Consider the following 13550-nt stretch of genomic DNA (forward strand, 5'->3'; position numbering starts at 1 on the left):
ATTGCGCCCCCGCCCTACACTTTCTTCTGGCTGACCTGGGCGAACAAACCGCCCGGACGCAGGATCAGCACCGCCAACATCAGCACGTAAGGCGCGACCTGCCCGAAACCGCTGGGCAGATAACGCCCGGCGAAGGGCTCGACGATACCCACCAGCAAGCCCCCCACCAGCGCGCCCGGCAGGGAGCCCAGCCCGCCAATCACGGCGGCGGCAAAGGCCTTGATACCGAACAGCAGACCAACTGACGGCTCCACCGCCCCCTTGGCAGCGAACAGCACCCCGGCAATGGCCGCGACGACCCCCGCCAGGGCCCAGACGATGGCGTTGACCCGCTTCACGGGAATGCCCATGTAGTAGGCCGCCATCTGATTCTGGCTGCTGGCCTGCATGGCCACGCCAAGGCGAGTACGCGCGAAAAAGAAGTAAAGCACCGTGGTCAGCAATACCGTCGCGCCGATGATCACGGCATCCACCATCGGGATGATCAGCCCCCCGGCGCGCAGCACCTGCCCGGTGAACGGCGTCTCCAGCGACATGGGGTTGTGACCCCAGACCGTGCCGGCGAAGAAGCGCATGAGGAAACCCAGCGCAATGGTCAGGATCACCATGGCAAACTGCGGCTGACCAAAAATGCCGCGCAGCACGAAGCGCTCCAGCAGATAGCCGAACACCCCGAGCACCAGCGCCGCGCACACCAGACCCAGCAGGAAGGGCATGTCCGCGTAACCGGTATTGATAAAGGTGATCCCGAGAAATGCCCCGAGCATGAGCATATCGCCCTGGGCAAAATTGACCGCTTCCGATGCCTTGTAGATCAGCACGAAGCCCAGCGCCAGCAGACCGTAGATACAGCCGTTGGCGATGCCGCTGACCAGAAGCTGCAGCACATCCATCAAACATGTCCCGTATCGGTTGTTGTTATCGCGGCCAACAGGGCCGCGCAATATTCACGCTGTCAGATCGAAGGGGTAGCGCTTCAGCATGTTGACCTGACAGTCAGAACGTGGACCCAAGCATGCCGCATATTGTCAATCGGCGCAAAACACGGGAGACTGCCCGCCCGTTTGGCTCATTTGACAAAGGGTGAGGTTTCATGACACCGCTACCCCCGGCCCCGCTGTGGCGCCGTTTCGCGGCATTGGGCTACGACTTGCTGTTGCTGATCGCCCTGGTGATGATCACCACCGGGCTGCTGATCACCCTGTACAACACCCTGGGCCTGCCGATGGAAGACCGTGGCGGGATCGAGCGGCCACCGCAATGGGTCTTGCAGGGCATACTGCTGCCGATCCTGCTGCTGGAGATCTGGGCCTTCTATGCCTGGTTCTGGCTGCACGGCGGCCAGACCCTGGGCATGCGCGCCTGGCGTATCCAGGTGCAGGCCACGGGCGGCGAATCGCTGCGTCTGAAACACACCCTGTTACGATTTTTTGCGGGCTTGTTGACCTGGATCACACTGGGCGCAGGCTATCTGCTGGCGCTGTTGCCGCCGCGCCAGACACTGCACGACCGTCTCTCCGGCACCTGCACCCTGACGCTGCCGAAGCCGCCCAAAGCGCGCAAATAGCGCCTTTACGCTTCAGCGGATACGGCCCAGCAACCAGATGCCGGTGACCAGACAGGCCAGGGCCGGGACCAGGGCCGCCATCAAGGGCGGCATATTGAAGATCAGTGAGACATGGCCGATGAACTGCTGGCCATAATGGAACACCATGCCGGCGATGATGCCGGTGGTCAGGCGCAGGCCCATGCTGACTTCCCGCAACGGCCCGAAGATGAAGGATACGGCGATCAGGATCATCCCCAGGGTCGCAAACGGCATCAGCAGCTTCTGCCAGAACGACAACAGATACTCGCCCGCTTCAAGCCCCTGGCGGCGCAGGTAGCTGGCGTACTCCCAGATTTTCACCAGCGCAAGACTGTCAGGGTCGAGCACAATGATCGACAACAGGTCCGGAGTCAGTTCCGACTCCCAGACATCGTCGTCACGGGCATAGGGTTCCGTACGGTCGTCATAAAGCCGTGTGCCCACCACATCCACCGTATGCCAGCGACCGTCGCGGTACTCACCACGGCGAATGAACTGGGTTTCCGCCAGCGTACGGTCATCCTCGAACCGGTAGCGGGTCACGCCATGCAGCACATCCGACTGCACGGCGCTGATATGAATGAACTCACTGCCCTCGCGGTGCCAGAAGCCGGAACGGGACCGGAAGGTGATATCCTCGCCACGCTCGGCAATGGCACGGCGACTCTCTGCCACCCGCTCGGTCCAGGGCACCACATACTCCCCCACCAGCATCCCGACCAGCAGCAACAGTACGGCGGGACGTATCACCAGCCAGCTGATGCGCCGTGGCGACAGTCCGGCGCCGCGCACAATGGTCAACTCGCCGCTGCTGGCCAGCACCCCCAGCCCGAGCAGCGTGCCCAGCAACACCGCCATGGGCAGGAATTCATGCGCTGTACCGGGCATGGTGGTGACAACATACTGCAGCGCCTGCATGACCTGATAATCAGCGCGCAGGCTGCCCAGTTCATCAATGAAACCGAACAGGCCATCCAGTGCCAGCAGGATGCCCAGCACCGCCAGCGACGGCAGCATCACGGCATTCCAGAGATATCGCCGGATCAGCTTCATCCGCTGGAGACTCCCTTGCTGCGGGCGCGCATCACCGGCCACAGATACAGGCTGGCCACCAGCAGGATCGCCACCAGATGCACCCAGCCGGTGTGATACCAGAAGGGCCGCTCGGCCGTGGGGGTATCTTCCACCCAGCCGCGTACCACCATGATCAGCCCCACATAGAACAGATAGACGAGCACGGCCGGGATCAGCTTGCCGAAGCGTCCCTGACGTGGATTGACCCGGGCCAGAGGGATAGCCGCGATGGTCATCACCGGCACCAGCAGCACCAGCGCAATGCGCCACTGCAGTTCGGCATAGGCTTCGGGTTCATCCATCCGCGCCAGCAGGGCATCGGTGCCCTGTGCACGGATCGCTGGCGGACGCGGCATGCTGCGCTCCTCGCCCACCCGCACCAGCGCACGCTCGAACAGCACCCGGCGGAAATCGCCATCGCCAGGCTGGCCGCTGTACTGGTGACCATCCAGCAATTCCAGATAGGTCAGGCCTTCGTGATTGATCAGCCGCCCGGTCTCCGCCCAGACCGTCAGCATCTCACTCTGCCCGTCGTCATCCGTGGTGCGGAAATCAGAAATGAAGACGCGCTCAAGCAGGCCCTTGTCGCGATCCAGGCCTTCGGCATAGGTCGCCTGGTAGCTGTTACCGGAGCCGCGCACGTGAAAGCGACCCGGCGTCAGCAGCTCCAGCACCGAGCGCCCGCGCTGTTCCTCGAAGATGCGCGTGACCTCGCCGTCTGCCATCGGCGTGACGTACAGGGCGAAGAAACCGATTACCAGGGTAGTGACCGCCAGCGGCGCCGCCATGGCGCGGATCAGCCGCTGCTGGCTGACGCCGCAGGCGCGCAGCACCACCATTTCGTTCTCGGCATACATGCGCCCCAGCACCAGCAGGACACCGATGAACAACGACAACGGCAGGATCATCTGCATGAATTCGGGCAAACGGAAGGCCATCACCAGAAACAGCGCATTGACGTCAATGTCGCCCACCGCCGCTGACGCCAGATAGCGAATGAAACGGCCGCTCACCAACACCATCACCAGCACAAAGGTGACGACCACGGTGGTCATGAACAACTGCCTGTTGATATAGCGGTAAAGAATCAAGGGGCGTCCTGAATGCCAGGGTGTGAGTGCCGGAATCATGCCAGCGCGCATTGTAACCCACGTCCGGCGCTTCAGGCACATGCCGTTGGCGCGGCTTATCTGCTAGCATCAACAGCACTTTCATCCCGCCTTTATACTTACGGAGTCTCCATGGACTACACGGTCAGCAGCAAACAGCCAGCTCAACTCAAGGTGGACTGCCTGGTGGTCACCCTCAACAAGGGCGCCGAGACCCTGCCCGCCGCCCTGCCCGAGGAAACCCGTGCACTGATCAGCGACTGCGTGAAGGACGGCGATTTCAAGGGCAGCAAGCACCAGACCCTGCTGCTGCAACGCCCCGCCGGACTGGCCGCGCGACGTCTGCTGCTGGTGGGCACCGGCAGCGACGCACCGCTGAATGTGGTGGCCTTCCTGCAACTGGCCGCCAGTGTGGCCAAGGGCGTGGCCAGCACCGGCGCCAAAAGTGCCGCCTGGTGGCTCGGCAATATCGAAGTGAAGGAACAGGACGGCGCCGGTGTACTGCGTGAAGCGGCCCGCGCCGTGGCCGATGCCGGCTACCGCTACGACATCTACCGCGGCGATGCCGCGCCAGCCCCCGCCCTCAAGCGCTTCACCTTCCTCAGCGAACTGCCCGCCGCCCAGGCGAAAAAAGCCGTGGCGGCCGGCACCGCCATCGCCGCCGGCATGGCGTTGGCCAAAGATCTGGGCAACTGCCCGCCGAACGTCTGCCACCCGGATTATCTGGTGGAGCAGGCCAAGGCCCTGGCCGCCGCCTATCCGGCGTTGAAACTGAAAACCCTGAGTGAAAAGCAGGCCGAGAAGCTGGGCATGGGCGCCTTCTGCTCCGTCGCCCGGGGCAGTGAGCGCGATGGCCAGATCATGATTTTCGAGTATCAGGGTGGCAAGGGCGACCCCGTGGCGCTGGTGGGCAAGGGCATCACTTTCGATACCGGTGGCATCTCATTGAAGCCGGGCGCCAGCATGGACGAGATGAAATACGACATGTGCGGCGCTGCCAGCGTCTTCGGCACCGTGAAGGCGGTGTGTGAGCTGGGCCTGCCTATCAACCTGGTCGCCGTGGTCGTGGCTGCCGAAAACATGCCTGATGGCCGCGCCTCACGCCCCGGGGACATCGTCCGCACCCTGTCCGGCCAGACCGTGGAAATCCTCAACACCGACGCCGAAGGCCGCCTGGTGCTGTGCGATGCGTTGACCTATGTGCAGCAGAAATACGAGCCCAGCGCTGTCGTGGATATCGCCACCCTGACCGGCGCTTGCGTGATCGCCCTGGGCGCCCACGCGCAGGCCGTCTACGCCAACGATGCGGAGCTGGCGCAGGCACTCCTGGTGGCCGGTGACGAGTGCGGCGACCGTGGCTGGCCGATGCCGCTGTGGGACGACTACCAGGAGCAACTGGACAGCCCGTTTGCCGACATGGCCAATATCGGCGGGCCCAAAGCCGGCTCCATCACCGCCGCCTGCTTCCTGTCACGCTTCACCAAAGAGGTCAGCTGGGCTCACCTGGACATTGCTGGCACCGCATGGGTCAGCGGTGGCAAACAGAAAGGCGCCACCGGCCGCCCGGTACCCATGCTGACCCGTTATCTGATGAATCTGGCGGGCCAGTGACCGAAATCCTGTTCTACATCACGGACACCCCCGGGGTACGCGCCAGCCTGGCCTGGCGCATTGCCGAGAAGGCCTGGCGCCAGCAGCGCCGGGTGTACATCCATGTGGCCTCGGCGGCCGAGGCCGAGGCGCTGGATGCGCACTTCTGGGCCGAACCGGCGGCCAGCTTCCTGCCCCACGCGCTGCTGGGCAGTGACGCGGCGGCCGCCAGTCCGGTCGTGCTCGGTCATGGCGACGACCCCGGCGAACACCATGACGTGCTGATCAATCTGGCCAGCGAGGTACCGGACTTCTACGCGCGCTTCAGCCGCGTGGCAGAAATGATCTGCGGCGACCCCCAGGGCCGCAAGCAAGGCCGGGCACGCTGGGCCTTTTACCGCGATCGTGGCTACCCGGTGACCGACCACCGCCTGTAAGGCGTGGCCAAAATGTGATCTGCTTGGCGCCGCGGAGGCCCCCCGCTTGCCGCTATCACGCCTTCTGCACACAATATTGACGGGGTATTTCCGAACGTTCAGTCAGACCACCTTTATACGGGCCACCGCATGAGCAGTGATAACCGCTTTCCGCCGTCAGATCTGCCGCTGCTGAACGAGCTGGACGACATTCGCGCCTTGCTGGGTGACGGCCTGGACATTCCCCTGCTTGAGCCGGAAACCCCTCCCGAGCCGGTGCGCACCGCGGCGCCACCTCGCCAGCCCCCCGCAACGGCCCCGGCCCGAACCCAGCCCCCGCTCAGGCAAGCGCCAGCCCAGACCGTGCGCCCGGCAAGCGCTGATCCCGTGCATCAGGTGCTGGCAGAGCGTGAGAATCCCTTTTTGCCGCGCCAGACCATGGAGCGCCTGGCACAGCACCGTGCGCATACGCCCGACAGCCTGCGCCCACCGCCCCAGTCGGCTGCGACGACCCGTCCGGCGGTGCCCGCACAGCCGTCAGACAGCGAGGTGCGCGCCGCCGTCGATGAAATCCTGGCTGTGTGGCTGCCGCGTATCGAACGCGAACTGCGCGACCGCCTGACCCGCAGCCTGCTGGGCAAGGACGGCCTGTAAGGACGACGCCTGAGGCGTATCCCTGTATAATCGCCGGCTTCCGTTGAGCAGAGCTGGCACGCCTCACACCATGGATAAAACCTACCAACCCGACGCTATCGAGACCCGCTGGTATCAGCGCTGGGAAGACGCTGGCCACTTCGCCCCACGCGGCGAAGGCGAGCCCTACAGCATCATGATCCCGCCGCCGAATGTGACCGGCTCCCTGCACATGGGGCATGGCTTCAACAATGCGGTCATGGACACGCTGATTCGCTACCGCCGCATGCAGGGCCGCAACACCCTGTGGCAACCCGGCACCGATCATGCCGGTATCGCCACCCAGATGGTGGTGGAGCGCAAGCTGGCCGCCGAAGGCAAGAGCCGCCACGACCTGGGCCGCGACGCCTTTATCGAGCGCATCTGGGAGTGGAAGGCGGAATCCGGCGGCACCATCACCGGTCAGCTGCGCCGTCTGGGTTCATCGCTGGACTGGTCACGCGAGCGCTTTACCATGGATGAAGGCCTGTCGCGTGCGGTGCAGGAAGCCTTTGTGCGCCTGCACGAAGAAGGCCTGATTTATCGCGGCAAGCGCCTGGTGAACTGGGACCCGACCCTGCACACCGCCATTTCCGATCTGGAAGTGGAAAATCATGAAGAGCAGGGTCACATGTGGCATTTCCGCTACCCGCTGACCGATGGCTCCGGACATCTCGTGGTCGCCACCACACGCCCGGAAACCATGCTCGGCGACACCGCCGTGGCGGTTCACCCGGAAGATCCACGCTACAAGGACATGATCGGCAAGACCGTGCGCCTGCCGCTGGCCGAACGCGACATCCCGATCATTGCCGACGATTACGTCGACCCGGACTTTGGCTCCGGTTGCGTCAAGATCACCCCGGCCCACGACTTCAACGACTATGACGTCGGCAAGCGTCACAACCTGCCGATGATCAACATCCTGACCGTCGATGCCTGCATCAATGACGAAGCGCCGGAAGCCTATCGCGGTATGGATCGCTATGCGGCCCGCAAACAGATCGTCAGCGATCTCGATGCCCTCGGGCTGCTGGAGAAGGTCAACGACCACAAACTGATGGTGCCGCGCGGCGACCGCTCCGGCGTCGTCATCGAACCCTACCTGACCGATCAGTGGTTCGTGGCCGTCGAGAGCCTCGCCAGACCCGCCATCGAGGCGGTAGAAAACGGCAGTATCCAGTTCGTGCCGAAGCAGTACGAAAACATGTACTTCTCCTGGATGCGCGATCTGCAGGACTGGTGTATTTCCCGGCAGCTGTGGTGGGGCCACCGCATCCCCGCCTGGTACGACGATGCGGGCAACATCTATGTCGGTCGCAGCGAAGCCGAGGTGCGCCAGAAGCATGCCCTGGGCGACACGCCGCTGACCCAGGACAACGACGTGCTGGACACCTGGTTCAGCTCGGCACTGTGGACCTTCTCGACGCTGGGCTGGCCGGACGATACGCCGGAACTGAAAACCTTCCATCCCAGCAATGTGCTGGTCACCGGCTTTGACATCATTTTCTTCTGGGTCGCCCGGATGATCATGATGACACTGAAATTCCGTGGCGAGGTGCCTTTCAAGACCGTCTATGTGCACGGCCTGGTGCGCGATGCCGAAGGCCACAAGATGTCCAAGTCGAAAGGCAACGTGCTGGACCCGCTGGACCTGATCGACGGCATCAGCCTGGACGATCTGGTGGCCAAACGTACCGGCGGCCTGATGCAGCCGCAAATGGCCGCACGCATCGAGAAACAGACGCGCAAGGAATTCCCGGACGGCATTGCCGCCTACGGCACTGACGCCCTGCGCTTTACTTTCCTGTCGCTGGCTGCCACCGGCCGTGACATCAAGTGGGACATGGGCCGCATCGAAGGCTTCCGCAACTTCTGCAACAAGATCTGGAACGCCGCCCGTTACGTGGTCATGAACACCGAGAGTGAGGACTGCGGCCTGAGCGGCGACGTAGAGCTGGGCCTGGCGGATCGCTGGATCATCTCCGCCCTGCAACGTTGCGAAACCGAAGTCCGCGACGCCCTGGACAGCTTCCGCTTCGATCAGGCCTCGCATGCTGCCTACGAATTTATCTGGAACGAATACTGCGACTGGTATCTGGAGCTGTCCAAGCCGGTGCTGTATGGCGACGACTACAGCGAGGCACGCAAGCGCGGCACGCGCCGTACCCTGCTGCGTGTACTGGAAGCCCTGCTGCGTATGGCGCATCCCTTCATGCCCTTTATCACCGAAGAGATATGGCAACGTATTGCGCCGCTGGCCGGTGTCGAGGGCTTCACCGCAAGCAGCAGCATCATGCTGCAGCCCTATCCGGCAGCCGATGACCGTCGTCTCGACAGCACTGCAGAAACCGACATCGCCTGGATCAAGGCGGTCATTACCGCCGTGCGCAATATCCGCGGCGAAATGAATATTCCGCCGGGCAAACCGCTGGATGTGTTCCTGCACAATGGTGACGACACCGACCGGCAACGGCTGGACGACAATCGCGGCTTCCTGTGCAAGCTCGCCCGGTTGTCCTCCATCACCCTGCTGGCCGCAGAGGACTCCGCGCCCCCGTCAGCCACCCAGCTGGTAGGCCGCATGGAGCTGCTGGTGCCCATGGCGGGCCTGATCGACAAGGAACAGGAGCTCGCACGTCTGGGTCGTGAAGTCGACAAGTTGCGCGCCGACGTAGGCCGCACCGAAGGCAAGCTCAAGAACCCGGCATTCGTCGACAAGGCCCCCGCTGCCGTAGTAGACAAGGAGCGCGCCAAAGCGGCCGAGCTGCGTTCTGCGCTGGCCCGTCTTGAGGAGCAGGTGGAAAAGATCAAGTATCTGTAAGGACACGGAGCCGTACCATGAGCACAGATCAGGACCCCCGACGCGAACGGATACTCGCAGCAGCCCGGGAAGTCTTCGCCCGCGAAGGCTTCCGCACGGCCGAAGTGACGACCATTGCCCGCACCGCTGGCGTCGGCAAGGCCACCATCTACCGCTTCTTTGAATCCAAGGAGCAGTTGCTGATGGTGATTGTCGAGGAGAACCTGAATCGCGTCCGCGACCTGGCCTTGCGCCACCTGCTCGGCGAAGGCCCGCCGCTACAACGTCTGGAGAATGCCTGCCGCGCGGTCGCGCGCTTTATTGGCGCCAACCAGGCGTTTACCCGTGTACTGGTGCAGGAGGCCGGGGATTTCGCTGGCGAGATACAACGCCGTCATCTGGCGCTGCTGGAACAGAACATGCCCGTGGCGGAGGTCTTTTTCGGCGAGTTGCGCAAAGACGGCTACTTCGTGGCGCTGTCACCACGGGAAACCATGCAGATGATGATGGACCTGATTTTCGGCAGCGCCTATACCTGGTCGCTCACCGGCCAGGGAGACCTGGAACGGCAAGCCGTGAATTACATGCGCGTACTGGTGGCTGGCATGCGTCATCCCCTGCCGACCATCGGCTAGCAGGAACCTACCGGGCAGAATCCTCACTCACCGGTTCGGGTCCCAGCAAGGTGGCCTCCGCCTCACCCAGCACCACCGCTTCGGCAATGCCGGTCATGACACGCTTGCAGCGACGCACTTCAGCCTCGGTGAGGCGGTCGTCGGTCAGCAGGTAGATCGAGTAATTCTCCAGACTCCAGAGCAAGGTGCGCAGCACCAGCGGATCAAACCGTTTGCCGATCAACCGGTGAATCTCGCGGGCCAGTATCTCCACGGCCAGGTTCTGGCCATTTTCCCGATACGGCGCCAGGGCCGATCCGGAGCGGCGCGCCTCTTCCATCATCAGGCGAATCACCGGCCCCATGCTGACGTGATACTCGAAGTAGATATTCGTAGTGTTGCGAATGATCTCTTTCACGGTACTGGAACGGTTCACCTGCTGCTGGAAACGCAGGATCATGTTCTCGACAAAGATGCGGTAGATGTTTTCCAGCACGTCCAGCTTGTTGCGGAAGTACTTGTAGAAGGTCCGGCGAGAGATATTGGCGGCATCGAGAAGATGCTGCACCGTCGTCCGGTGCAGACCACGCTGGGCAAACACGCCCATGGAGTGAATCAGGATTTCCGCCCGCGCCTGGGAGCGCTGCAGGTTACGATCCTGGCCCTGATAGGTGTCCAGCACCTGATTCACCACTTCGCGGATCGCGTTCAGATCCTGCTTTGCCTTGAAGTCCATTGTCCTGTGCACTGCCGCTATCGTGGGTCAAAGCTTAACCAACCCGACGGGCACAGTAAACACGCAGTTTATCCCCCCGGAGCTGGCATCCTGCCAGCACTTCAGGGAATCCCCCGGATTCGCTACACTGCGGTACCGTTCGCGGAGATGCCATCATGCCCTTGCACTTTCTGTCCGTCATCCTGATATCGATTGCCGGTGCTGTTGTGACCGATGGCTGCCGGCTTGAGGTGGGCAGCCGCGGCCAGGGCGATGCCAGCTTCGCCATCACCGACGCCCCCGCGGACGACGTGGACCAGGTGCGCCTTACCGTCACCGCCATTCATCTGGGCCACGAGAGCGGCGATACCGTACGCCTGACCCTGGACCCGGCCGTCGTGATCGATAACCTGCTGGACCTGCAGGGTACCCAGTCACAGACCCTGTTTCCGCTGGATAAGGTGCGCTCCGGCGATTACGAGTGGGTTCGCCTGCTGATCTCGGAACGGGACGGCGACAGTGAAGTGCGTGAGCGCATCGGCAATGGCGGCACTTTTCCCCTGCGCCTGGGCACCAGTGCGCCCGGGAACAGTACCCGTTATCTGCAACTGGACACTGCTTTCCGTATCAACGCCAACCGTGAAAACCGATTTACTCTGGATGTGGACCTGCGACGTGGGCTGATCCGCCCCAACGGGGAAAACTTCTACCTGCTGCGACCCTCCCTGAGACTCGTGCGCAACAACGATGCAGGCGTGATCGAGGGGACTGTCTCCAGCAGCCTGGTGCAGGCTGCCGCCTGCGACAATGACCTGAGTGAAGATCTGGGCAATGCGGTGTACCTCTACTCGGGCAGCAACGTGACGCCCGGGGATATTCACGTCAATGCCAGCGGCCAACCGGTCAACAGCCAGCGGCGCAATCCCGTCACGGTGGCCAATGTGCGCCAGGGCAGCAACGGCGACTACCGCTACACCCTGGGCTTCGTACCGGCCGGAAACTACACCCTGGCCTTTACCTGCCAGGCACTGAATGACGCACCAAATTCGAACCAGAATACGTCCGTCGTCGGTTTTCCGGCGCGCACCAATGTCACCGTGACCGCAGGCGAAACCACCCAGGCCAACTTCAACGGTAATTGAGCGCGGACCGCCCGGCGCTCAGCGCGCCAGGCCGGGCTATGCGGCCAACGCCGTACCACCGCCCGAAGCGCCCCTGTCACGGCCGCTGCGGTTGCGCAGGCGCAGCCAGACTTTTTCGTGGAAGTGGTACGCCACTGTATTGACCAGCGGCTCTACCAGCGCCACGGCTCCACCGATCATCCAGTCGCCAGTCATGGCCCACACCACGAGGAAGGCGACAGTGACGTGCATGACACCAAAGCTTGCGGTCTTGATCATTGCCGACTCCAGATGAAACTGATTCTCAGGTAGATATTCGCACACCTGAGACCTCCTGAAATGGCAATAGTAATTGTTGAGACGATAGCCCACGGCTATTGGTTAACTTTTGCAAAGCCGTGCGCCAGGCCACACCGGATCGCCTTCCGGCCCATTAGGCTCAGGGGACCTTCTTGCTCTGTCGCCCCGGCTTCTGGCACGACATGTCCAACGCCCTGTTTCTGACATAGCAATGCTTCTGACATCACAATGGAGTACCGCATCATGCTTTCTTTTCGCGCGCTTGTACTGGGTGCCGCCATCACCGGACTGGCCGCCTGCGGTGGCAGCAGCGGCAGCCAGCGCACGGGCGACATCAGCCTCGGATTGACCGACGCCCCAGTGGACCATCTTGAGCGGGTCCAGTTGACCATCAATGCTGTCGGCCTGAAGCCCGCCCAACCCGGTGAAATCCGTCTCGACCTGGACGAACCGCTGGTCGTGGATGACCTGCTCGCCCTGCAGAACGGTAGCTTTCAGGCTGTTCTCCCCACGACCGAAGTCCCGGCCGGCCGCTACAACTGGATTCGCCTGTATGTTCAGGCCGGCACTGACCATACCTACGTGGTGGATGATCAGGGCGGCCAGCACCCGCTCTACTTGCCGGGGCAACAGAGCGGCAACGATCAGGAGCGTCACCTGCAACTGGTCAGTGGCTTCCAGGTGCCGGTCGACGGAGAAATCAATCTGATGCTGGATGTCGACCTGCGCCGCGCCATCACTCGCCCGCAAAGCGGTAACCACTACCTGCTGCGGCCCGCCATGCGTCTGCTGGACCTGAGCGAAACCGGCACGATCATCGGCAGTGTGGCTGATGCCCTGATCACGGCCGAAGAATGTACTGCGGATCCGAATACCGGCGCCGGTAATGTCGTTTACCTCTACGAAGGCTCAGACCGCACGCCGGGTGACATTCATGTCGATGAGCAAGGTGAGCCCTTGTCGCCTGACAGCCCGCTGGCTACCGCCAATGTCCGTCAGGACGCAGGGATCTGGCAGTTCACCCTGGATTTCGTGCCCGCCGGGGACTACACCGTGGCTTTTTCCTGCCAGGGACTGGATGACGATCCCCAGCAGGAAGACGATATCGTGTTTGCGGATAGCGTGAATGTCAGTGTGGCCGTTGAGGAAGAGAGTGTCGTTTCGTTTGAATGAGCGTAATCGCATGGCGGCGCATAGCGCCGCGAGGTAGTGGGAGAGAAGCGTCTCGCATGGGGGCGTAGCCACACGGGTTTCGCCGCACTGCGGCGAGTGTGGCGGAGCGCCGCCGGGCTGTGCCCGGTGGCCGGGCCTACGGAGTGGGACGGTGGTTGTCGGGCGGTGCGGTGGTGCGCTGGATGTTGGGCAGACCTACTTGGGTCGCGAGCATGCTCGCGATCGCTACGCGACGCCGGTGGCGCCCCCGCCTGGCACCTGCGGTGCATCGGCGGTCACATGGCGGCGCTTGCGCCGCGAGGTAGTGGGAGGAGGACTTCGATCCTAAAAATGAAAAACCCCCGACGCGGAGCGGCGGGGGTCTTTCATTTTTAG

13 protein-coding genes are annotated in these 13550 nt (G+C 62.8%); 8 read left to right on the forward strand and 5 right to left on the reverse strand.

Annotated elements, in window-relative coordinates; translation table 11 throughout:
• Window positions 1–14 precede the first annotated feature (14 nt).
• Window positions 15–893, reverse strand: a complete 879-nt coding sequence (locus DKW65_RS11830; protein WP_111657439.1) for a branched-chain amino acid ABC transporter permease — start codon at window positions 891–893, stop codon at window positions 15–17.
• A gap of 200 nt (window positions 894–1093) precedes the next feature.
• Between DKW65_RS11830 and DKW65_RS11835 the strand changes: the two genes are divergently transcribed.
• On the forward strand, window positions 1094–1567 hold the full coding sequence (locus DKW65_RS11835; protein ID WP_111657440.1) for an RDD family protein: 474 nt from the start codon (window positions 1094–1096) through the stop codon (window positions 1565–1567).
• Between the two features lie 12 nt (window positions 1568–1579).
• Here DKW65_RS11835 and lptG read toward each other — a convergent pair whose 3' ends face one another.
• Window positions 1580–2641, reverse strand: coding sequence for an LPS export ABC transporter permease LptG (lptG, locus tag DKW65_RS11840; protein WP_111657441.1), 1062 nt, complete (start codon window positions 2639–2641; stop codon window positions 1580–1582).
• The gene (gene lptF, locus DKW65_RS11845) at window positions 2638–3753 is read right to left on the reverse strand and encodes an LPS export ABC transporter permease LptF (RefSeq protein WP_111657442.1); all 1116 of its coding nucleotides are present in this window, start codon (window positions 3751–3753) and stop codon (window positions 2638–2640) included. The genes lptG and lptF overlap by 4 nt, the downstream gene beginning before the upstream one ends.
• Before the next feature lie 150 nt (window positions 3754–3903).
• On the opposite strand from lptF, the gene DKW65_RS11850 reads away from it, so the two are divergent.
• From DKW65_RS11850 to DKW65_RS11870, 5 genes are all read left to right on the forward strand, one after another.
• A complete protein-coding gene (locus DKW65_RS11850; RefSeq protein WP_111657443.1) occupies window positions 3904–5382 on the forward strand; it encodes a leucyl aminopeptidase in 1479 nt (492 codons plus the stop codon).
• Window positions 5379–5798: a DNA polymerase III subunit chi gene (locus tag DKW65_RS11855; RefSeq protein WP_211315770.1), complete on the forward strand. Its 420-nt coding sequence runs from the start codon at window positions 5379–5381 to the stop codon at window positions 5796–5798. The genes DKW65_RS11850 and DKW65_RS11855 overlap by 4 nt, the downstream gene beginning before the upstream one ends.
• Window positions 5799–5927: 129 nt before the next feature.
• Window positions 5928–6431 (forward strand): hypothetical protein, encoded by a 504-nt coding sequence (locus DKW65_RS11860; protein ID WP_111657444.1) that lies wholly within the window; start codon window positions 5928–5930, stop codon window positions 6429–6431.
• Window positions 6432–6501: 70 nt separating this feature from the next.
• On the forward strand, window positions 6502–9273 hold the full coding sequence (locus DKW65_RS11865; protein WP_111657445.1) for a valine--tRNA ligase: 2772 nt from the start codon (window positions 6502–6504) through the stop codon (window positions 9271–9273).
• Window positions 9274–9290: 17 nt separating this feature from the next.
• Window positions 9291–9887, forward strand: a complete 597-nt coding sequence (locus tag DKW65_RS11870; RefSeq protein WP_111657446.1) for a TetR/AcrR family transcriptional regulator — start codon at window positions 9291–9293, stop codon at window positions 9885–9887.
• 7 nt (window positions 9888–9894) lie between these two features.
• On the opposite strand, the gene DKW65_RS11875 is transcribed toward DKW65_RS11870, so the two are convergent.
• Window positions 9895–10602, reverse strand: coding sequence for a TetR/AcrR family transcriptional regulator (locus DKW65_RS11875; RefSeq protein WP_111657447.1), 708 nt, complete (start codon window positions 10600–10602; stop codon window positions 9895–9897).
• Between the two features lie 155 nt (window positions 10603–10757).
• Between DKW65_RS11875 and DKW65_RS11880 the strand changes: the two genes are divergently transcribed.
• A complete protein-coding gene (locus DKW65_RS11880) occupies window positions 10758–11723 on the forward strand; it encodes a DUF4382 domain-containing protein (RefSeq protein WP_111657448.1) in 966 nt (321 codons plus the stop codon).
• Window positions 11724–11759: 36 nt separating this feature from the next.
• Here DKW65_RS11880 and DKW65_RS11885 read toward each other — a convergent pair whose 3' ends face one another.
• Entirely contained in the window at window positions 11760–11981 is a 222-nt protein-coding gene (locus DKW65_RS11885; protein WP_111657449.1) for a DUF2061 domain-containing protein, read from the reverse strand.
• Between the two features lie 264 nt (window positions 11982–12245).
• Between DKW65_RS11885 and DKW65_RS11890 the strand changes: the two genes are divergently transcribed.
• Complete coding sequence (locus DKW65_RS11890; protein WP_162925831.1) at window positions 12246–13175, forward strand: DUF4382 domain-containing protein; 930 nt, start codon at window positions 12246–12248, stop codon at window positions 13173–13175.
• Window positions 13176–13550: the final 375 nt, after the last annotated feature.

This window comes from Isoalcanivorax indicus (genome assembly GCF_003259185.1).
Lineage (GTDB): Bacteria > Pseudomonadota > Gammaproteobacteria > Pseudomonadales > Alcanivoracaceae > Isoalcanivorax > Isoalcanivorax indicus.

Bases quoted from the DNA above. Each gene is read 5' to 3' on its own strand.
- DKW65_RS11880 (WP_111657448.1), top strand. From the start codon at position 10,758: ATGCCCTTGCACTTTCTGTCCGTCATCCTGATATCGATTGCCGGTGCT.
- DKW65_RS11850 (WP_111657443.1), top strand. From the start codon at position 3,904: ATGGACTACACGGTCAGCAGCAAACAGCCAGCTCAACTCAAGGTGGAC.
- lptG (WP_111657441.1), bottom strand. From the start codon at position 2,641: ATGAAGCTGATCCGGCGATATCTCTGGAATGCCGTGATGCTGCCGTCG.
- DKW65_RS11885 (WP_111657449.1), bottom strand. From the start codon at position 11,981: ATGATCAAGACCGCAAGCTTTGGTGTCATGCACGTCACTGTCGCCTTC.
- DKW65_RS11835 (WP_111657440.1), top strand. From the start codon at position 1,094: ATGACACCGCTACCCCCGGCCCCGCTGTGGCGCCGTTTCGCGGCATTG.
- DKW65_RS11870 (WP_111657446.1), top strand. From the start codon at position 9,291: ATGAGCACAGATCAGGACCCCCGACGCGAACGGATACTCGCAGCAGCC.
- DKW65_RS11875 (WP_111657447.1), bottom strand. From the start codon at position 10,602: ATGGACTTCAAGGCAAAGCAGGATCTGAACGCGATCCGCGAAGTGGTG.
- DKW65_RS11860 (WP_111657444.1), top strand. From the start codon at position 5,928: ATGAGCAGTGATAACCGCTTTCCGCCGTCAGATCTGCCGCTGCTGAAC.
- DKW65_RS11865 (WP_111657445.1), top strand. From the start codon at position 6,502: ATGGATAAAACCTACCAACCCGACGCTATCGAGACCCGCTGGTATCAG.
- DKW65_RS11890 (WP_162925831.1), top strand. From the start codon at position 12,246: ATGCTTTCTTTTCGCGCGCTTGTACTGGGTGCCGCCATCACCGGACTG.
- DKW65_RS11830 (WP_111657439.1), bottom strand. From the start codon at position 893: ATGGATGTGCTGCAGCTTCTGGTCAGCGGCATCGCCAACGGCTGTATC.